18 protein-coding genes and 1 pseudogene are annotated in these 18,593 nt (G+C 62.4%); 10 read left to right on the top strand and 9 right to left on the bottom strand.

Annotated elements, in window-relative coordinates; translation table 11 throughout:
- Positions 1-197: 197 nt before the first annotated feature.
- The 6 genes from gpmA to modE form a co-directional block, all read right to left on the bottom strand.
- Positions 198-950 carry a 2,3-diphosphoglycerate-dependent phosphoglycerate mutase gene (gpmA, locus tag ACR6A7_RS18710; RefSeq protein ID WP_033751646.1) on the bottom strand — a complete coding sequence of 251 codons (753 nt, stop codon included), beginning with the start codon at positions 948-950 and terminating at the stop codon, positions 198-200.
- Between the two features lie 160 nt (positions 951-1,110).
- Complete coding sequence (gene galM / locus ACR6A7_RS18705; RefSeq protein ID WP_434126757.1) at positions 1,111-2,145, bottom strand: galactose-1-epimerase; 1,035 nt, start codon at positions 2,143-2,145, stop codon at positions 1,111-1,113.
- Complete coding sequence (gene galK / locus ACR6A7_RS18700; protein ID WP_434126755.1) at positions 2,139-3,284, bottom strand: galactokinase; 1,146 nt, start codon at positions 3,282-3,284, stop codon at positions 2,139-2,141. Before galK ends, galM begins: the two co-directional genes overlap by 7 nt.
- Positions 3,278-4,327: a galactose-1-phosphate uridylyltransferase gene (galT, locus tag ACR6A7_RS18695; protein WP_434126754.1), complete on the bottom strand. Its 1,050-nt coding sequence runs from the start codon at positions 4,325-4,327 to the stop codon at positions 3,278-3,280. The genes galK and galT overlap by 7 nt, the downstream gene beginning before the upstream one ends.
- A 233-nt stretch (positions 4,328-4,560) precedes the next feature.
- Positions 4,561-6,033: a molybdate ABC transporter ATP-binding protein ModF gene (gene modF, locus ACR6A7_RS18690; protein ID WP_434126752.1), complete on the bottom strand. Its 1,473-nt coding sequence runs from the start codon at positions 6,031-6,033 to the stop codon at positions 4,561-4,563.
- 76 nt (positions 6,034-6,109) lie between these two features.
- Positions 6,110-6,892, bottom strand: a complete 783-nt coding sequence (modE, locus tag ACR6A7_RS18685) for a molybdenum-dependent transcriptional regulator (protein WP_434126750.1) — start codon at positions 6,890-6,892, stop codon at positions 6,110-6,112.
- Between the two features lie 134 nt (positions 6,893-7,026).
- Between modE and ACR6A7_RS18680 the strand changes: the two genes are divergently transcribed.
- The 4 genes from ACR6A7_RS18680 to modC all read left to right on the top strand — a co-directional run bounded on the left by ACR6A7_RS18680 (position 7,027) and on the right by modC (position 10,002).
- Complete coding sequence (locus tag ACR6A7_RS18680; protein ID WP_033751635.1) at positions 7,027-7,179, top strand: AcrZ family multidrug efflux pump-associated protein; 153 nt, start codon at positions 7,027-7,029, stop codon at positions 7,177-7,179.
- A gap of 305 nt (positions 7,180-7,484) precedes the next feature.
- Positions 7,485-8,258, top strand: a complete 774-nt coding sequence (gene modA / locus ACR6A7_RS18675; protein WP_434126748.1) for a molybdate ABC transporter substrate-binding protein — start codon at positions 7,485-7,487, stop codon at positions 8,256-8,258.
- Positions 8,255-8,944, top strand: a complete 690-nt coding sequence (gene modB / locus ACR6A7_RS18670; RefSeq protein ID WP_434126747.1) for a molybdate ABC transporter permease subunit — start codon at positions 8,255-8,257, stop codon at positions 8,942-8,944. The genes modA and modB overlap by 4 nt, the downstream gene beginning before the upstream one ends.
- On the top strand, positions 8,944-10,002 hold the full coding sequence (gene modC, locus ACR6A7_RS18665) for a molybdenum ABC transporter ATP-binding protein ModC (protein WP_434126745.1): 1,059 nt from the start codon (positions 8,944-8,946) through the stop codon (positions 10,000-10,002). Before modB ends, modC begins: the two co-directional genes overlap by 1 nt.
- On the opposite strand, the gene ACR6A7_RS18660 is transcribed toward modC, so the two are convergent.
- Complete coding sequence (locus ACR6A7_RS18660; RefSeq protein ID WP_434126743.1) at positions 10,003-10,821, bottom strand: pyridoxal phosphatase; 819 nt, start codon at positions 10,819-10,821, stop codon at positions 10,003-10,005. It lies immediately after the preceding gene.
- A 156-nt stretch (positions 10,822-10,977) separates the two neighbouring features.
- Here ACR6A7_RS18660 and pgl point away from each other — a divergent pair, with 156 nt between their 5' ends.
- Together pgl and ACR6A7_RS18650 are read left to right on the top strand one after the other, a co-directional pair.
- The gene (gene pgl / locus ACR6A7_RS18655; protein ID WP_434126741.1) at positions 10,978-11,976 is read left to right on the top strand and encodes a 6-phosphogluconolactonase; all 999 of its coding nucleotides are present in this window, start codon (positions 10,978-10,980) and stop codon (positions 11,974-11,976) included.
- A gap of 132 nt (positions 11,977-12,108) precedes the next feature.
- A pseudogene (locus ACR6A7_RS18650) lies at positions 12,109-13,029 on the top strand (Rpn family recombination-promoting nuclease/putative transposase).
- 47 nt (positions 13,030-13,076) lie between these two features.
- Here the strand turns inward: ACR6A7_RS18650 and ACR6A7_RS18645 are convergent.
- The gene (locus tag ACR6A7_RS18645; protein ID WP_434126740.1) at positions 13,077-13,553 is read right to left on the bottom strand and encodes a kinase inhibitor; all 477 of its coding nucleotides are present in this window, start codon (positions 13,551-13,553) and stop codon (positions 13,077-13,079) included.
- Between the two features lie 86 nt (positions 13,554-13,639).
- Positions 13,640-14,932 carry an adenosylmethionine--8-amino-7-oxononanoate transaminase gene (bioA, locus tag ACR6A7_RS18640; RefSeq protein ID WP_434126739.1) on the bottom strand — a complete coding sequence of 431 codons (1,293 nt, stop codon included), beginning with the start codon at positions 14,930-14,932 and terminating at the stop codon, positions 13,640-13,642.
- An 86-nt stretch (positions 14,933-15,018) separates the two neighbouring features.
- Between bioA and bioB the strand changes: the two genes are divergently transcribed.
- The 4 genes from bioB to bioD are packed head-to-tail and all read left to right on the top strand — an operon-like array spanning position 15,019 to position 18,593.
- A complete protein-coding gene (gene bioB / locus ACR6A7_RS18635) occupies positions 15,019-16,050 on the top strand; it encodes a biotin synthase BioB (RefSeq protein WP_434126737.1) in 1,032 nt (343 codons plus the stop codon).
- Positions 16,050-17,189, top strand: coding sequence for an 8-amino-7-oxononanoate synthase (locus tag ACR6A7_RS18630; RefSeq protein WP_434126736.1), 1,140 nt, complete (start codon positions 16,050-16,052; stop codon positions 17,187-17,189). Before bioB ends, ACR6A7_RS18630 begins: the two co-directional genes overlap by 1 nt.
- The gene (gene bioC / locus ACR6A7_RS18625) at positions 17,173-17,928 is read left to right on the top strand and encodes a malonyl-ACP O-methyltransferase BioC (RefSeq protein ID WP_434126734.1); all 756 of its coding nucleotides are present in this window, start codon (positions 17,173-17,175) and stop codon (positions 17,926-17,928) included. Before ACR6A7_RS18630 ends, bioC begins: the two co-directional genes overlap by 17 nt.
- Positions 17,925-18,593 carry a dethiobiotin synthase gene (gene bioD / locus ACR6A7_RS18620; protein ID WP_434126733.1) on the top strand — a complete coding sequence of 223 codons (669 nt, stop codon included), beginning with the start codon at positions 17,925-17,927 and terminating at the stop codon, positions 18,591-18,593. The genes bioC and bioD overlap by 4 nt, the downstream gene beginning before the upstream one ends.

The raw sequence follows: 18,593 nt of genomic DNA, 5'->3' as shown, positions 1-18,593 counted from the left end.
TGCGCCCGTAAACGGGCCAATGCGCTGCGTTGTTCAAAAACGCTCCTGGCGTTTTTGTCCATGGCGCGGGACGCTTTGCTCTTTGGTCCATGCTTGCCGCGTTTTGAATGCCGTGCGTCTTTATAGTGTTCAACATTCAATTCGCAGCCATAAAAAAGGCCAGACAGTGTCTGGCCTTTTTACCTTTCAGCTTGCGCTTACTTTGCTTTACCCTGGTTCGCGACGGCGGCGGCTTTCGCTGCAATCTCGTCGGCATCGCCCAGATAGTAGTGTTTGATTGGTTTGAAATTCTCGTCGAACTCATACACCAGCGGTACGCCGGTCGGGATGTTCAGCTCAAGGATCTCATCTTCGCTCATGTTGTCGAGGTATTTCACCAGCGCGCGCAGGGAGTTGCCGTGCGCCGCGATGATCACTTTCTCACCGCTCTTGATGCGCGGCAGAATGCTCTCGTTCCAGTAAGGGATAACGCGATCGATGGTCAGCGCCAGGCTCTCGGTGGTCGGCAGCTGCTCAGCGCTCAGCTTCGCATAGCGCGGGTCGTGGCCAGGGAAACGCTCGTCGTTGCGATCCAGCTCCGGCGGCGTCACCGCGAAGCCGCGACGCCACTGTTTCACCTGATCGTCGCCATATTTGGCCGCGGTTTCCGCTTTATCGAGCCCCTGCAGCGCACCGTAGTGACGCTCGTTCAGACGCCAGGATTTCTCTACCGGCAGCCAGGCCTGATCCAGCTCATCCAGAACATTCCACAGCGTGTGAATGGCGCGTTTCAGTACGGAGGTGTAAGCGAAATCAAAGACGAAACCTTCTTTTTTCAGCAGCTGACCGGCTGCTTTGGCTTCGGTACGACCTTTATCAGAAAGATCCACGTCATACCATCCGGTAAAGCGGTTTTCCTGGTTCCACTGACTTTCGCCGTGGCGGACCAGAACCAGCTTAGTTACGGCCATAGTTAACTCCTTAACTCTTTGATGTTTCTACGATAATGGAAACCTTGCTGCAACCAACCCGGCGCGCGCGCCCGGCGGCACATGGATAGCGCCATACCATAGCGGAAAACGGCGCAGGGTGTAAGCCTGTCGGCGACGCACTGCGCGTTTTTCAGGCGGCTCAGCGCGGCGTAAAGCGGTAGCGCGTCACCGACTCCCAGCGCTCGCCCGGCTGCAGCCAGCATGAGGGCTGGGGCCACTCAGGATGATTCGGCGAATCGGGTAAAAATTCGCTCTCCAGCGCAATGCCCTGGAAAGCAGTATAGCTTTCCTGTTCCCGCGCGCGCGTTCCCGCCAGATAGTTGCCGGTATAGAACTGCAGCGCGGGCGCGGCGGTGGTCACGGTCAGCTGCAGTTCGCCGTCGGCAGACCAGAGGTGCGCGGCGGGCTGGCTGGCGTCACCGGCGCTGTCGAGCAGAAAGGCGTGATCGTAACCCTTCACGGCCTGCTGGTCGGCGTCGGCGAGAAAATCCTGCGCCACAATTTTGCCTGCGCGAAAATCGAAGCTGGTGCCCGCCACCGCTTTCAGCGGCGCGCTGGGAATGCCCTCGCTGTCGACAGGCAGATACTGTTCGGCCAGCAGTTGTAAGCGATGCTGGCGCGCGTCGCCATGATGCGCATCAAGATTAAAGTAGGCGTGGTTGGTGAGATTGACCGGACAGGGCCGATCGACCTCTGCCTGATAGCTGATCGACAGGCAGTTGTCGTCGTCCAGCTCATAGCGCACCTGCGCCAGCAGGTTGCCGGGATAGCCCTGGTCGCCATCCGGCGAGTCCAGGCGGTAAACCACGCTGCTCTCGCTCTGGCTGACGATCTGCCAGCGGCGCTTGTCAAAGCCCTGCGGCCCGCCGTGCAGCTGGTGCTCGCCCTGATTCGCCGCAAGCTGAATCGCCTGCTGCGTCAGCGTCGCCTGGCTGATGCGGTTGGCGTAGCGTCCGATGGTGGCGCCGAGATAGGCGTCCTGGTGCAGATAGTCAGACGGCGTGGCGCAGCCGAGCAGGGTTTCGCGCACGCTGCCGTCGCGCATCGGCACGCGCGCCGACAGCCAGGTGGCGCCCCAGTCCATAAAGGTCGCGACCATGCCGCTGGCGTTGCGCAGCACGGTAATGCGCCAGGGCTGACCGTCTGGCGCATGTGAATTCACGTCGCTTAGCATTGGCCCGCTCCTTCTGAGGCGGTGCAAACGTAAAAGGTCTCTTTGATGCCCGTTTTCGCTTCGTATTTTTCCGCCACCGCGGCTTTCACGCGATCCACCAGATCGAACGGCATCAGCGCCACCACGCAGCCGCCGAAGCCACCGCCGGTCATGCGCACGCCGCCGCGATCGCCGATCTCCGCCTTGACGATCTCGACCAGCGCGTCGATCGGCGGCACGGTGATTTCGAAGTCGTCGCGCATTGAGGCGTGCGATTCCGCCATCAGCTCGCCCATGCGTTTCAGGTCGCCTTTGCTCAGCGCGTCGGCCGCCTCCAGCGTGCGGGCGTTCTCCGTCAACACGTGACGCACGCGTTTCGCGACCTGCGGATCCAGCTCATGCTCCACCGCTTTGAACTGAGCGATATCCACGTCGCGCAGCGCTGGCTGAGCGAAGAAGCGCGCGCCGGTTTCGCACTGCTCGCGGCGCGTGTTGTATTCGCTGCCGACCAGATTACGGCGGAAGTTGGAGTTGATAATCACCACCGCGACCTCTTTCGGCATTGAAACCGGACGGGTGCCGAGGGTGCGGCAGTCGAGCAGCATGGCGTGATCTTTCTTGCCCAGCGCGGAGATCAGCTGATCCATGATGCCGCAGTTGCAGCCCACGAACTGGTTCTCCGCCTCCTGACCGTTGACGGCGATGGCCGCGCCGTCGAGCTTCAGGTGATAGAGCTGCTGAAACACGGTGCCGACCGCCACTTCCAGCGACGCCGACGAACTGAGGCCCGCGCCCTGCGGCACGTCGCCGGCGATGACCATATCAACCCCGCCGAAGCTGGCGTCGCGCTGCTGCAGGTGTTTCACCACGCCACGCACGTAGTTGGCCCACATTGGCTCTTTCACGCTGAGGATCGGCGCGTCGAGCGAGAAGCTGTCCTGTTGATTATCGTAATCCACCGCCACAACGCGCACCTGACGGTCGTCGCGCTTCGCGCAGGCGATAACGGTCTGGTAGTCGATGGCGCACGGCAGCACGAAGCCATCGTTGTAGTCAGTGTGTTCCCCAATCAGGTTCACGCGGCCCGGCGCCTGAATGGTGTGGGTTGGCGCATAGCCGAAGGTCTCGTTGAAAATCTGCTGCGTGGTGGTTTTTAACATTGTTGTGCCTCGCGGAAATGAATATCGCTAACGGCACGCAGACGCTCTGCCGCCTGTTCCGCCGTTAGATCGCGTTGGGTTTCAGCCAGCATTTCGTAGCCGACCATAAATTTGCGAACCGTAGCCGAGCGCAGCAGCGGCGGGTAGAAGTGCGCGTGCAGCTGCCAGTGGTCGTTTTCTTCGCCGTTGAACGGCGCGCCGTGCCAGCCCATGGAGTAGGGGAAAGAGCACTGGAACAGGTTGTCGTAGCGGCTGGTCAGCTGCTTAAGCGCCTTCGCCAGATCTGCGCTCTGTTCTGGCGAAAGATCGTTGAGGCGCTTGATATGGGCTTTCGGCAGCAGCAGCGTTTCGAACGGCCAGGCCGCCCACCAGGGCACCACTGCGAGCCAGTGCTCGGTCTCGACCACGGTGCGGCTGCCGTCGCTCAGTTCGCGCGCGGCGTAATCCACCAGCATCGGCGAGCGGTGCGCGGCATAGTAGGCGCGCTGATGCTCATCTTCGCGCTGCGCCTCGTTAGGCAGGAAACTGTTGGCCCATACCTGGCCGTGAGGATGGGGATTGGAGCAGCCCATCGCCGCGCCCTTGTTTTCAAAAACCTGCACCCAGGGATAGTGCTGGCCGAGCTCGGCGGTCTGCCCCTGCCAGGTTTTTACCACCTCTTCCAGCGCGGGCAGCGACATTTCCGGCAGCGTTTTGCTGTGATCGGGCGAGAAGCAGATCACCCGGCTGGTGCCGCGCGCGCTTTCGCAGCGCATCAGCACGTCGCGGCTCTCCGGCGCTTCCGGCGTATCGGTCATCAGCGCGGCGAAATCGTTAGTGAAAACGTAAGTGCCTTTATAATCGGGGTTTTTGTCGCCGGTGACGCGCGTGTTGCCCGCGCAGAGAAAGCAGTCGGGATCGTGCGCCGGCAGCGTCTCTTGCGAAGGGGTTTCCTGCGCGCCCTGCCAGGGACGTTTGGCACGGTGGGGCGAAACGAGGATCCACTGATCGATCAGCGGATTGTAACGGCGATGCGGATGATCGACCGGATTAAATTTTTCCATGTTGAGTCCTGGTTAACGTCAAAAAGCCAGACAGGCAGGGTTAAAAAGTAGCACATCATCGCGCGGTAAAGCGTGATCAAGTCTGGATAAATGGAATCGTTTACACAAGCTGAAAATTCTTATTCAAAGCCTTTTTCTTGAGAAGAAGAGGGTGAAAAGGGCAGAACAATGGTAGCGGTTACATCTTCAGGCTAACGAGGGAAAGCGGACGCCGCCTGGCGGCGTCGCGAATGTTAATCCAGACGCGCCTGCTGACAGGCGTAGCCCTCGGCGGCAGGTACAAAGCTGAGTCGATGGGTGATGCAGCGCGGCGCGTCTTCCGCGTGGTGCGAAACGAACAGCAGCTGGGTGCGCCCTTCGCCGATCAGAATATCGACGAAGCGGCGCACCAGCTGGCGATTGATGGGATCCAGTCCCTGCAGCGGTTCGTCAAGGATCAGCAGCGCCGGATGCTTCACCAGCGCGCGGGCGATCAGCACCAGCCGCTGCTGGCCCCAGGAGAGGCTATGGAAGGGCGCGTCGGCCAGCGCGTTATCCATACCGAGCAGCGCCAGCCACTGCCGCGCCAGCGCCTTCTGCCGCTCCGACGCCGCCTGATAGAGGCCGATGGAGTCGAAGAAGCCGGAGAGGATAACGGTGCGCACGTTGACGCTGACGCGATATTCCAGATGCAGGCTGCTGCTGACGTAGCCGATATGCTGTTTGATATCCCAGATGGTTTCACCGCTGCCGCGTTTAATGCCGAACAGCCAGAGATCGTTGCTGTAGCCCTGAGGATGATCGCCGGTCACCAGGCTCAGCAGCGTCGATTTTCCGGCGCCGTTCGGCCCGACAATCTGCCAGTGTTCGCCTGCATTGACCTGCCAGTTCAGCCCGTTGATTATCGCCTTGTCGTTGTAACAGACCATGCCGTTGCGCAGGATGACGCGCGGCGTATCCTGCGCCAGCGTCGGCAGCTGGTCGGGCGTATCCGCTTCCGGCAGGGCCATGCCCTCCAGCCGTTCGCTGTGCGCCAGCTGCGCCACCAGCGCTTCCGCCAGGATCGCCTCGCGCGCGCCAACGTGGGTCAGGGTGCACTCCGCCAGCACGCCGACCTGCTGAATAAAATCGGGGATGTCGTCAAAGCGGTTAAGCACCAGCACCAGCGCGACGTCGGGCTGCTGCAGGTTCGCCAGCGTCTCCGTCAGGCTGGCGCGCGAGGCGACGTCGAGGCCTTCGAAAGGCTCGTCGAGGATCAGCAGGTCGGGCTGTTTCATCAGCGCCTGGCAGAGCAGCACCTTGCGCGTCTCGCCGGTTGAAAGGTATTTAAAGCGCCGATCGAGCAGGTAGCCGATGGCGAAGCGCTCCGCCAGCGCCAGCGCGCGCGCCGCGTCCTGGACATCATCCTGGATAATCTCCAGCGCGGTGCGGCCGGTATCGGTTTCGCCTTCGCTCAGCAGATCGGTGTTGTTGCGTTCCCATTCGTCGGCGACCAGCTTTTGCAACTGTTCCAGCGACAGGCGCGTCGGGCGCGCGAACCGGCTGGAGAATTCCCCTTTTTCCGGCGCCAGCTCGCCCGCCAGCGCGCGCGCCAGCGACGATTTGCCGCTGCCGTTGGCACCGACGAAGGCCCAGCTCTGGCCGCCCGTCAGTCGCAGATCGTTCAGGTTGAGTAATCGGGTGTCGCTAAGACGAAACGTGCCTTGCGAAATTTGCAATAATGCCATGATCTGTTCCACTTTATGCACTGTAATACCGGGTTGTACCCAGTGCCGTCAGGGAAGTCAAATCATGGCGCGCAGGTCAGAGCAGCGTAGCGATAATCGCGTGTTCGGCATTAAAACTTGCCGTGACGGCGTCGCCCGGCTGCAGATTCTGCTGCTGCACCTGCTGGTTAGCGAGGGTGGCGCAGAGCGTTTCGCCGCTCGGCAGCGTCATCAGCACTTCGCTCATCTGCTCGCCGGGTTCAATCTGGCTCACCTGCGCGCGCAGCTGGTTATCCGCCTGTGACGCCTCCCGGCTGACCTGAATCCATGGCGCTTTGATCAGCACCAGCACCTCTTTGCCCGCCTCAAGCTGCAGGCGCGCCACGCTGCGCTCGGTCAGCGCCACGCTAAGCTGGGTGTCGCCATCGGCGAGCCGCACCTGGAGATGCTGCACCACGTGCTGCTGGTCATGGGCCACTACGGTGCCGAACAGCTGGTTGCGCGCGCTGGTCTGCAGGGAGAAGCGCGCGATAGTCGCCAGCAGACTGTCGAGCGGCACGGCGTCGTTTTGCAGCGCGTCGAACGCCTTTTGCTGAATCTGCTCCAGCAGCTGAAACAGCTGGATAAGCCGCTCGCCGTAGCGCGTCAGCTGTGCGCCGCCGCCGCCTTTGCCACCGGTCACGCGCTCGACCAGCGTGTCGTCAGCCAGCTGGTTCATCTCATTGATCGCGTCCCAGGCGCTTTTGTAGCTGATGCCCGCCAGCTTCGCGCCCTGGCTGATGGAGCCGGTTTCGCGGATGCGTTTCAGTAGCGCGATACGGCGCGGATCGGCGAACAGCTTCTGCTGCAGCCGGATGGAGAGGGAAAGTTCAGCCTGCATGGTGGCGTCTCCAGAACGTGTGAATGCCACGATCATAGCGGGGAGCAACGTAAAAAGTAAAAGCACGAAAAGGGCAGTGCGTTTTTTTCCTCAGACGTTACAATCACTTTTTTGCTTTGCTGAGTGAGACTTCCATGCTGGAACTGTTAAAAAGCCTTGCTGTAGCGGTGATTATGGTGCCGGTGGTGATGGCGATTATGCTGGGCCTGATTTATGGCCTGGGCGAGGTGTTCAACGTCATCTCGAAATTTGGCCGCCGCGAACACGCTTCACGCTCTACCCGTTAATTCCCTGACGCCCGCCTGAGCGGGCGTTTTTATTGGGATTGCGCTAACGCGAGCGAGAAGGCTCGATCGCAAAGACGCAAAAACGGCATCCCTGCCAGCTCGACCCGCGACATCCTTGTCGCGGGACGCTTTGCTCTTCGAGCCATCTCGCCCGCGCGCTGGCTCTGTTTGCCCACCGACGCCCGCCTGAGCGGGCGTTTTTATTGCGCCTGCTCAACCTTCTCCGTCTCCTGCCGATAATTTTTATTACGCCATCCTGCGCGCGTTGTATCATTGGCTACACAACGCATAACTGGAGAATACCCATGTCATTTCAACCCTGTCGCTGGGGCCTTGCTGCCGCGCTGAGCATCACGCTGGCCGGTCAGGCCGCCGCCGCTGAGAAAGTCACCGTCTTCGCCGCCGCGTCGTTGACCAACGCGCTGCAGGAGATTGCGACGCAGTATAAAAAGAAAACCGACGTCGAGGTGGTGTCGTCGTTTGCCTCCTCCTCTACGCTGGCGCGTCAGATTGAGCAGGGCGCGCCCGCCGATCTCTTTATCTCAGCGGACCAGCAGTGGATGGATGACGCCGTCGCCAAAAAGAGCATGGAGGAGGCCACGCGCGTGACCCTGCTCGGCAACGAACTGGTGCTGGTGGCGCCGCGCGGCGACAGCGCGAAGCCCGTTACGCTGAATCAGCAGACCGACTGGAAAAGCCTGTTGAAAGGCGAGCGTCTGGCGGTCGGCGATCCCGATCATGTGCCTGCGGGCATTTACGCGCAGGAAGCGCTGCAAACGCTGGGCGCCTGGGAGCAGGTTTCGCCCTCGCTGGCGCGCGCCAATAACGTACGCGCCGCGCTGGCGCTGGTCGAGCGCAATGAGACGCCCTACGGTATCGTCTACGGATCGGACGCAGTAGCCAGCAGCAAAGTGCAGGTTGTCGGCACTTTCCCGGCTGCCAGCCACAAGCCGGTGGAATATCCGATGGCGATAGTCAAGGCGCATAACAACGCTGCGGTGAAGGCGTTTTATGACTACCTGAAAGGGCCGGAAGCGGCCGCGGTGTTCAAACAGTACGGATTCTCTCCAAAAGCATGATACTCAGCGATCCCGAATGGCAGGCAGTGATGCTTAGCCTGAAAGTCTCCAGCATCGCGGTGCTGTTCAGCCTGCCGTTTGGCATCCTTATGGCCTGGATCCTGGTGCGCTGCCAGTTTCCAGGCAAATCGCTGCTCGACAGCCTTATTCATCTGCCGCTGGTGTTGCCGCCGGTGGTGGTGGGCTATCTGCTGCTGATCGGCCTGGGTCGACGCGGCATAATTGGCCAGTATCTCTACGACTGGTTCGGCTTTAGCTTCGCCTTTAGCTGGCGCGGCGCGGCGCTCGCCTCCGCTGCCATCGCCTTTCCGCTGATGGTGCGCGCCATCCGGCTGGCGCTGGAGGCGGTGGATATGCGGCTGGAGCAGGCGGCGCGCACGCTCGGCGCCGGGCGCTGGCGCGTCTTTTTCACCATCACGCTGCCGCTGACGCTGCCCGGCATTATTGTCGGCACCGTGCTGGCCTTCGCCCGCTCGCTGGGCGAGTTCGGCGCTACCATTACTTTCGTTTCCAATATTCCGCAGGAGACGCGCACGCTGCCGCTGGCGATGTTCACCCTGATTGAAACGCCAGGCGCAGAGGGCGCGGCGGCGCGGCTCTGCGCTATCGCCATTGCGCTGGCGCTGCTGTCGCTGCTCCTCTCCGAATGGCTGGCGCGCTGGGGCCGTAAAAGGATGGGTGCCTGATGCTGACGCTGAACTTTTCGCAGCGGCTGGGTGAGCACCAGCTCGATATCGACGCGCAGATCCCAGCGAAGGGGATTACTGCGGTATTCGGCGTCTCCGGCGCCGGCAAGACATCGCTGATCAACGCCATCAGCGGGCTGACGCAGCCGCAGCGCGGCACGATTGCGCTTAACGGGCGTGTGCTGCTCGACGTGGAGAAGAGGGTGATGTTGCCGCCGGAAAAACGCCGCGTCGGCTATGTGTTTCAGGATGCGCGGCTGTTTCCGCACTATCGCGTGCGCGGCAATCTGCACTACGGCATGTCGCCCGCGATGAAAGGGCAGTTCGACGCGCTGGTAGCGCTGCTGGGGCTGGAAAAGCTGCTGGATCGTTTTCCGCTGTCGCTCTCCGGCGGTGAAAAGCAGCGCGTCGCCATTGGCCGCGCGCTGCTGAGCGCGCCCGATATTCTGCTGATGGACGAGCCGCTCGCCTCGCTCGATCTGCCGCGCAAGCGCGAGCTGATGCCCTATCTGCAGAAGCTGGCGAAGCAGGTCGAAATCCCGGTGCTCTACGTCACCCACAGCCTTGATGAAATTTTGCAGCTGGCGGAAAACGTGCTGGTGCTCGATCGCGGCGGCGTCAAAGCGTTCGGCCCGCTGGAAAAAGTCTGGAGCAGCAGCGCGATGCGCCCCTGGCTGCCGGTAAGCGAGCTGACCAGCGTGCTGCGCGTGCAGGTGCTGGAGCATCATCCCGACTATCCCATGAGCGCGCTGTCGCTCGGCGACCAGCATATCTGGGTGAGCCGGGTTAACTATCCGGTGAAAACCCCGCTGCGCATCCGTATTGCCTCGGCGGACGTCTCGCTGGCGCTGCAGCCGCCGCAGCACAGCTCGATACGCAATATCCTGCCAGCGCAGGTGGTGGAGCTGCTGGAGGTGGGCGATCAGGTCGAGGTGCGTCTGCGCATCGGCGTCAGCGAACTCTGGGCGCGCATTTCGCCCTGGGCGCGGGATGAGCTGGGCATTCGGCCCGATCAGTGGCTCTATGCCCAGATTAAAAGCGTATCGGTTGCCGCCTGATTAAAGCAGCTGCTGCGCAATCACCTCGGCGATGCCCGGCTCAAGGTTGGTGCCGATCACCCGTTTCGCGCGCGCCTTGATCGCCTCGTCCGCATTGCCCATCGCCACGCCCAGCCCGACGGCCTCCAGCATGCTCAGATCGTTATAGTTGTCGCCGAAGGCGATGACTTCCTGCATGGAGAAGCCGAGCGAGGCGACCCACTCCGCCAGCCGCTTGCCTTTGCTGTTGCCGCGCTGCGCGATATCCACCTGATCGTGCCACGACCATTCGCACGCCAGCCCCAGCTCCGCTTCCACACGCGTCGCAAACTGCTGCAGTTCGGCCCTGTTTTCATGGGAAAGCGCGAACTTCCAGATCGCCTGCGCGTCGCGCGCCGCTTGCGCCAGGTCCGGCACCTGAACAAACAGCGGGCGCTGATGCGGCGGCAGTGATTCTGCCCATTTCAGGGTGCGTATTACGTGGCCGGTCGGCGTCTGATAGAGCATCGCATCGTCGACGTAGAGCAGGCCGTGAATCTGGTGTTCCTCCAGCATCTCAATCACGCGCAGCGCCTGGTCTTTATCCAGCGGGTCGGCAGCCAGCACCTTTTTCGCCTGATAATCATACAAATAGGTGCCGTTGCAGCAGATTGCGGGTGTGTCGAGTTCCAGCGCCTGATAAAAAGGGTGAATGGCGCAGTGGTGACGGCCGGTGACGATAGCCACCTTGACGCCCGCCTGACGGGCACGCTTCAGCGCCTCGATGGACTGGGGCAGGATGGTTTTCGCGGGCGTCAGCAGGGTGCCGTCAAGGTCGAGGGCGATTACGCGATAGCTCATGACTTATTCCGTGTGAAAGCATTGAGGCACCGAGTCTACACCCGGGCGCGGGCCTGAGACAAAAAGCAGGGCACAAATGATTCCGGCGCACCGTGGCAAAACAGGCTACAGTGAGCCACAGACAAAAAACTGACAGGCTGCGAACAAGGAGAATGCATGAAACAAGTCGTTTATACCGCCAGTCCCGAGAGCCAGCAGATCCACGCGTGGCGGTTAGATGAAGAGGGCGCACTTTCGCTGTTGCAGGTGACGGACGTCTCCGGCCAGGTTCAGCCAATGGTGGTCAGCCCGAAGAAAGATTTTCTCTACGTCGGCGTGCGCCCGAACTTTCGCGTGCTGGCGTTCCGCATTGCCGCCGACGGCACCCTGAGCGAAGCGGGCGATGCGCCGCTGCCGGGCAGTCCGACCCATATTTCCACCGATCGCGCCGGTAACTTTCTGTTTTGCGGCTCCTATAATGACGCCTGCGTCAGCGTCAGCCCGATTGGCGATGACGGCCTGCCACAGGCACCGTCACAGGTGATCCGCGAGCTGGAGGGCTGTCACTCCGCCAATATCGACAACGCCAACCAGACGCTGTTCGTGCCGGCGCTGAAGCAGGATCGCATCTGCCTTTACTCCCTGAGCGCCGACGGCACCCTGGCGCCGCGCGAGCAGGCGCAGGTCAACACGGTAGAGGGCGCGGGCCCGCGTCATATGGCGTTTCATCCTAACGGCAGCTACGCCTACTGCGTCAACGAACTCGACAGCACCGTCGACGTCTGGGCGCTGAGCAACACGCGCGGTGACGTTGAGCGCGTGCAGTCGCTGGACATGATGCCGCCGGGCTTTAGCGAAACGCGCTGGGCGGCGGATATTCATCTGACCCCCAATGGCCGCTTCCTGTACGCCTGCGATCGCACCAGCAGCACCATTACGGTATTCAGCGTCAGCGAAGATGGCGGCTTGCTCGCTATCGAGGGCTACCAGCCGACGGAAACCCAGCCGCGCGGCTTCAATATCGATCACAGCGGGCGTTATCTGGTGGCGGCAGGTCAGAAATCGCACCATATCGAAGTGTACCGCATCAGCGAGCCGCAGGGACTGCTGACTCCGCTGGCGCGCTATGCGGTGGGCCAGGGACCGATGTGGGTAGTGATCCACCCGCTCGATTAGGAAGAGTGCGCAGGCGCAGCGGGGGCGCGGCCCCGCTGCTTTAGCGAAAAAGCAGGACACTGCTCTGAGATCAATATCGAGCTTTTCTGGCTGTGACAGGATAGGCGGATCTTTTTTTCGGAGTCAGGAACGATGAAGAAGAAAAACCGCACGTCTACCCCGCACGATGCTACGTTCCGGCAGTTTCTTACTCAGCCGGAAATCGCCCGCGATTTTATGTTGATCCACCTTCCGCCTGAACTGCGCGACGTCTGCGATCTCAACACGCTAAAGCTGGAGTCCGGCTCTTTTGTCGAGGATGACCTGCGTCAGTATTTTAGCGATGTGCTCTACAGCCTGAAAACCCTCGCGGGTGATGACAGCTATGTTCATGTTCTGATTGAGCACCAGTCTACGCCGGATAAACATATGGCATTCAGGCTGCTGCGTTATGCGGTAGCTGCTATGCAGCGCCATCTGGATGCCGGCCATAAAAAATTGCCGCTGGTGATACCGGTGCTGTTTTACGTGGGCTAGCGCAGCCCCTATCCCTGGTCAACCTGCTGGCTGGATGAGTTTAGCGATCCGGCACTGGCGGCAAGGCTCTACGGCACCGCTTTTCCACTGGTGGACGTCACCGTCATTCCTGACGAAGAGATTGCCGGTCATCGCACCATGGCTGCGCTGACGCTGCTGCAAAAGCACATTCATCAGCGCGATTTAGGCGAGATGCTGGACAAGCTGGCGTCTATCCTGCTGGCCGGTTATCTCTCTTCATCGCAGTTAATATCGCTGGTACACTATATTCTTCAGGCTGGCGAAGCCTCGGACGGCAAAGTTTTTGTTCGCGAACTGGCACAGCGGATGCCGCAACAGGGGGACGAATTGATGACCATTGCAGAACAGCTTAAACAGGAAGGTCTTGAAAAAGGTATGCAGCTTGGCCGTCAGGAAGGCCGTAACCAGGGTAAACTGGAAGTCGCTCGACGCCTGCTGGAGATGGGCATGCCCAGCGAGTCGATACAGGAAGCGACCGGCCTGAGCGAGGCGGAGCTGGCGCAAATCTGCCATTAATCGCTGGCGTAGCGGCGTCGCCTTTCGCGCGCCGCCTTCAGGCTCCGTTACGAATAGTTTACCGTGATGCTGGCGCTCGCCAGCGCATGAAAATGCACGTTAAAGCCGACCATCGCGCCGCTCGCCTCGGCGTCCACCTCGATTGTGTCAACATCCAGCGCATGCACGGTAAAAATATAGCGATGGCTTTCGCCCTGCGGCGGCGCCGCGCCGCCGTAGCCGGCTTTGCCAAAATCGGTGCGCGTCTGCAGCGCCCCCGGCGGCAGCGTCGCCAGGCCGGAACCGGCGCCTTGCTCCAGCAGTTGGGTGCTGGCGGGAATATTCACCACCACCCAGTGCCACCAGCCGGAGCCGGTCGGCGCATCGGGATCGTAGCAGGTTACTACGAAGCTTTTGGTGCCTTCCGGCGCATCGTCCCACGCCAGATGCGGGGAGATATTGTCGCCCTGATAGCCCATGCCGTTAAACACCTGGCGCTCCGGCATCTTGTCGCCGTCGTTAAAATCATTGCTGTAAACGCGCATCTTCTCTCCTCGGTTGTGATAAACCTTCAGTATCAACGTCTTCCATCTTAGCGAAAAAAGACGACGGTTCCAGCCGTTAGCGACAATCAGGCGCTAAAGTGCGCCTCCCGCGTCAGCGCTTCCGCAATCGCCTCGGTCAGCTGGCGCAGCGCCTGCGGCGTGATGATATAGGGCGGCATCAGGTAGATCAGACGGCCAAACGGACGGATCCAGACGCCGCGCTCGACAAAAAAACGCTGCAGCGCGGCCATATTGACCGGACGGTGCGTCTCAATCACGCCGATTGCGCCCAGCACGCGCACATCCGCTACCTGCGGCGCGGCGCGCAGCGGCATCAGCTCTTCGCGCAGCTGCCGTTCGATGCGCGCCACCTGCTGCGGCCAGTGGCCTTCGTTAAGCAGAGAGAGGCTCTCTGCGGCCACGGCGCACGCCAGCGGATTGCCCATAAAGGTCGGCCCGTGCATAAAACAGCCCGCCGGGCTGTCGCTGATGCCGTCGGCGACGCGGCGCGTAGCGAGGGTCGCCGCCAGCGTCATCATACCGCCGGTCAGCGCCTTGCCGACGCAGAGAATATCGGGCGTCACTGCTGCATGCTCGCAGGCGAAAAGCTTGCCGCTACGGCCGAAGCCGGTGGCGATCTCATCGGCAATCAGCAGCAGATCATAGCGATCGCAGCACTCGCGCACCCGCTGCAGATAGCGCGGATGATAGAAGCGCATGCCGCCCGCGCCCTGTACGATCGGCTCGAGTATCACCGCCGCAAGCCTGGCGTGATGCAGTTCGATCAGGCGGACAAAGTCATCCGCATCGCGCTCGTCCCAGTCATCATTAAAGCCGCACTGCGGCGCCGCGGCAAAGTGGTGCTCCGGCAAGTAGCCGCGCCACAGGCTGTGCATCGAATTATCGGGATCGCAGACCGACATCGCCGCAAAGGTGTCGCCGTGATAGCCCCGCGCCAGCGTCAGAAACTGCTGGCGCGTTTCGCCGCGTCCGAGCCAGTACTGCATCGCCATCTTCATCGCCACTTCCACCGCGACCGAGCCGGAATCGGCGAGGAACACGCACTCCAGCGCGGCGGGCGTCATCGCCACCAGCTGGCGGCAGAGCGCGACAGCGGCAGGATGCGTAATACCGCCGAACATCACATGCGACATCTGCGCCATCTGATCCTGCATTGCCTTATTGAGACGCGGATGGTTGTAGCCGTGGATTGCCGCCCACCAGGAGGACATGCCGTCCACCAGCTCGCGGCCGTCCGCCAGCTGCAGCTGCGTGCCCTGCGCCGCGACTATTGGGTAGCAGGGCAGCGGATCGCGCATTGAGGTATAGGGATGCCAGATGTGCTGGCGGTCGAATTCAGCGTCCTGAGAGGTAAACATGGTAGTTGTAAACCAAAATAAAAAGATTTAGTTTACAAGTATAACCACGTTAACTGTCGGGATGACACCCTTTTTTGGAGTAGGCAATGGCACAACACTGGACGCTGGCGCAGGCGCAGGCGCTGTTTGATAAACCCTTTCTTGAGCTGATGTTTGAGGCGCAGCAGGTTCACCGCCAGCATTTCGACCCGCGCCAGGTGCAGGTCAGCACGCTGCTGTCGATCAAAACCGGTGCCTGCCCGGAGGACTGCAAATACTGCCCGCAAAGCGCCCGCTATAAAACCGGCCTGGCGTCCGAACGGCTGATGGAGGTGCAGGAGGTGCTGGCGTCGGCGCGCAAAGCGAAAGCGGCGGGATCGAGCCGCTTCTGCATGGGGGCGGCGTGGAAGAACCCCAACGACCGCGATATGCCTTACCTGGAGCAGATGGTGCAGGGCGTGAAGGCGCTGGGAATGGAGACCTGCATGACGCTCGGCACGCTAAGCGAGCAACAGGCGCAGCGCCTGGCGGGCGCCGGGCTCGATTTTTACAACCATAACCTCGACACCTCGCCGGAATTTTACGGCAGCATCATCACCACGCGCTCCTATCAGGAGCGGCTGGATACGCTCGGCAAAGTGCGCGATGCCGGTATCAAAGTCTGCTCGGGCGGCATCGTCGGGCTGGGCGAAACCGTCAGCGATCGCGCCGGGCTGCTGGTGCAGCTGGCGAACCTGCCGACGCCGCCGGAGAGCGTGCCGATCAATATGCTGGTCAAGGTCAAAGGCACGCCGCTGGCAGATAACGACGACGTCGAGCCGTTTGACTTTATTCGCACCATCGCCGTGGCGCGCATCATGATGCCGACCTCGCACGTGCGCCTTTCGGCGGGCCGTGAACAGATGAGTGAGCAGACCCAGGCGATGTGCTTTATGGCAGGCGCCAACTCGATTTTCTACGGCTGCAAACTGCTCACCACGCCGAACCCGGAAGAGGACAAAGACCTGCTGCTGTTCCGCAAGCTGGGCCTCAATCCTGAACATACCCACACCACGCACGGCGATAACGAACAGCAGCAGCAGCTGAGCGAGCAGCTGTTCCATGCCGACACCGAACAGTTCTACAACGCGGCGCTGTAATGAGCTTCTCCACGCGTATGGCGCAGGCGCTGGAGGCGCGCCGCGCCGCTGACGGCTGGCGGCAGCGGCGGCGGGTCGCGCGCAACGATACCCGCACGCTGCAGGTCGCGGGCAAAACCTACCGCCACTTCTCCAGCAACGACTATCTCGGCCTGAGCCAGCATCCGGCGGTGCTCGCCGGCTGGCATCAGGGCGCGCCGGGCGCCGGCGCGTCGGGACACGTCACAGGCTACAGCAGCCGCCACGCCGAGCTGGAGGCGCAGCTCGCCGACTGGCTCGGCTACGCGCGCGCGCTGCTGTTTATCTCCGGCTTCGCCGCTAATCAGGCGATCGTGCATCTGCTGGCGCAGAAGCAGGATCGCATTATCGCCGATAAGCTGGCGCACGCGTCGCTGCTCGATGCGGCGGGCCATACGCCCGCCGCGCTGCGCCGCTTTCACCATAACGATGTTGAGAGCCTGATGCAGCGGCTGGCGTCGCCGTGCAGTGGCGAAACCCTGGTGATCACCGAAGGGATCTTCAGCATGGACGGCGACAGCGCGCCGCTGGGGGCGATCGCTGCCGCCACGCGTGGCGCCGACGGCTGGCTGCTGGTGGATGACGCCCACGGCATCGGCGTGGTGGGCGAGCAGGGGCGCGGCAGCTGCTGGCGGCAGGGCGTGAAGCCGGAGCTGCTGGTAGTGACCTTCGGCAAAGCCTTTGGCGTCAGCGGCGCGGCGCTGCTGTGCGATGACGCGACCGCTGACTATTTCCTGCAGTTCTCGCGCCACCTCATCTACTCGACGGCAATGCCGCCCGCCCAGGCGAGCGCGCTGCTGGCGGCGCTGCACGAGATTCAGGGCGGGGACGCGCTGCGTCAGCGGCTCAGCGACAATATTCAGCGCTTTCGCCGCGGCGCGGCGGGCTTGCCCTGGTCGCTGATGCCGTCGGAAAGCGCAATCCAGCCGCTGATCGTCGGCGAAAATGGCGCCGCGCTGGCGCTGTCGCAGCGGCTGGCGCAGGCGGGCTGCTGGGTCAGCGCCATCCGGCCGCCGACGGTGCCGCCCGGCACCGCGCGGCTGCGCATTACCCTGACCGCCGCCCACCAGGCGGATGATATCGACGTACTGCTGGAGGCGCTGCATGACGCTGCAGGTTAACAAAGCGGCGGTGGCGCGCGCCTTCGGCCGCGCGGCGGGCCACTACGAACAGCACGCCGAGCTGCAGCGCCGCTGCGGCGATGCGCTGCTGGCGCTGGCGCCGCCGCTGGCCGCTGGCGACCTGCTCGATGCGGGCTGCGGCACCGGCTGGTACAGCCGTCTCTGGCAGCAGCGCGGGCAGCGCGTCGTGGCGCTCGATCTCTCGCCGCAGATGCTGCGGCAGGCGCGCAGCCTTGATGCGGCGAGCGGCTATCTGGCGGGCGACATCGACGCCTTGCCGCTGGCGAGCAGGAGCGTTGACTGCGTCTGGAGCAATCTGGCGGTGCAGTGGAGCAGCGACTTGCGCACCGCGCTGCAACAGTTCGCCCGCGTGCTGCGCCCTGACGGCGTTATGCTCTTCTCGACGCTGCTGGCCGACTCGCTGCAGGAGGTGCACGACGCCTGGCGGCCACTCAGCCTCGGGGAGCATGCTAATCGCTTTCTGACCGAGGCGCAGGTGCGCGCGGCGGGCGCCGGGCTCAACCTGCGCTTTATCCGTCAGACGCAGGTGATGCATTTTCCCAACGCCCTGAGCGCAATGCGATCGCTAAAGGGCATCGGCGCCACGCATCTGCACCAGGGCCGGGAGGGCGCGCCGCTGACGCGGCAGCGGCTGGCCCAGCTTGAGGCGCTGTGGCCGCGCGATGCGCAGGGCTGTCGCCTGACCTATCAACTGCTTTTTGGAGTGACGCAACGATGAAATGGTTTATTACCGGCACCGACACCGAGGTGGGCAAAACGGTCGCCAGCGGCGCGCTGCTGCAGGCGGCGGGCGCGGCGGGCTATCGCACTGCCGGCTATAAGCCGGTCGCCTCCGGCTGCGACGTCACGCCGGAAGGCGTGCGCAACGGCGACGCGCTGGCGCTGCAGCGCTACAGCAGCCTGACGCTGCGCTATGAACAGGTTAATCCGCTTGCGTTTATCGAGCCGACCGCGCCACATATTGTCAGCGCAGAAGAGGGCAGGCCCATCGCGTTTGAAAAGCTTTCACAGGGGCTGCGCGCGCTGGAGGCGCAGGCGGATTGGGTGCTGGTAGAGGGCGCAGGCGGCTGGTACACGCCGCTGTCGGAGACGCAGACCTATGCCGACTGGGTGGCGGAGGAGCAGCTTCCGGTGATCCTGGTGGTCGGAGTCAAGCTGGGCTGCATCAACCACGCCATGCTGACCGCCGATGCGGTGCTGGCGCGCAAGCTGCGGCTGGCAGGCTGGATCGCCAACGATATCGAGCCGCCGGGTAAGCGACATCACGCCTATATGGCGACCCTGAAACAGCGCATTCCCGCGCCGTTTCTCGGCGAAATTCCCTGGCTGCCCGATTCGGCGGCGCAGGCGGACTGCGGCCGCTTTATCACGCTGCCGCGCTAG

The organism is Pantoea phyllosphaerae (genome assembly GCF_051025595.1).
Taxonomy (GTDB): Bacteria; Pseudomonadota; Gammaproteobacteria; order Enterobacterales; family Enterobacteriaceae; genus Pantoea.
The sequence above is the reverse complement of the archived record's forward strand: the minus strand, read 5'-3'. Positions and strand labels throughout refer to the sequence as shown.